The 763-nt window shown below is 65.9% G+C and carries 1 pseudogene; it reads left to right on the forward strand.

Annotation, left to right across the window (positions count from 1 at the left end):
• Positions 1–153 precede the first annotated feature (153 nt).
• Positions 154–612: pseudogene (locus ACLQ23_RS31565) on the forward strand (GNAT family N-acetyltransferase); the annotation flags it as partial.
• Positions 613–763: the final 151 nt, after the last annotated feature.

Raw genomic sequence — 763 nt, forward strand, 5'->3', positions numbered from 1 at the left:
GTACTCGTCAACGATCAGGGCCACCAAGTCGATCTGCACCACGGCAGCGTACGCAGGTCCGTCGTGCTCGCCGCCCGTGCTCCGACAGCGGCAGATGCGTGCGAAGGAGGTCGGCTCGAGGCGCGTTGCTCGGCACTGGCTAGATTCGGTGGCATGCGCACCATCACGAACAACCGCCTCCTGCTGCGCCCCTGGCGCGATGACGACGCCGAGTTCCTTCTGGATCTCGAGTCGCGCTGGGAGGTCGTACGCTTCTTGGGCGCGCATCCCACGACCATGAGCACCCGCGAGGACGCACTCGCCTCGATCGCACGCCGGCTCGCCATCGACGACCCGATCCACGGAATCTGGGCCATCACCAGGGCCACGGATGGCCGCCTGGTGGGAAACCTTCTGCTCAAGCCGATTCCCCTGTCGGCCGGCGAGCCCTCGGGCGGGCCAAACGACGTCGAGATCGGCTGGCACCTGCATCCGGACGCCTGGGGACGCGGCTACGCCACCGAAGCAGCAGACGCCGTCCTCGCCGATGCATTCAGCCGGGGTCTGACGAAGGTCCTCGCCGTCACGGATCCCGACAACCATGCATCTGCGGCGGTCGCCGCAGAGCACGGTCGCCTAAAGGCAATCCCTTGATTGCCGCGTACACCGGGGCTGCGGATCCAATCAGCAGGTCTAACCTGATCAGCAGCTACAGAGGTTGAAAGGCTGACGGTCGTCGGCGTGTCTGCGTGATCTGCGTCGATGGTTTCGGTAGGCCGGAGGT

It is taken from the genome of Micromonospora sp. DT41, assembly GCF_049841715.1.
In the GTDB taxonomy this organism is placed as follows: domain Bacteria; phylum Actinomycetota; class Actinomycetes; order Mycobacteriales; family Micromonosporaceae; genus Micromonospora; species Micromonospora profundi.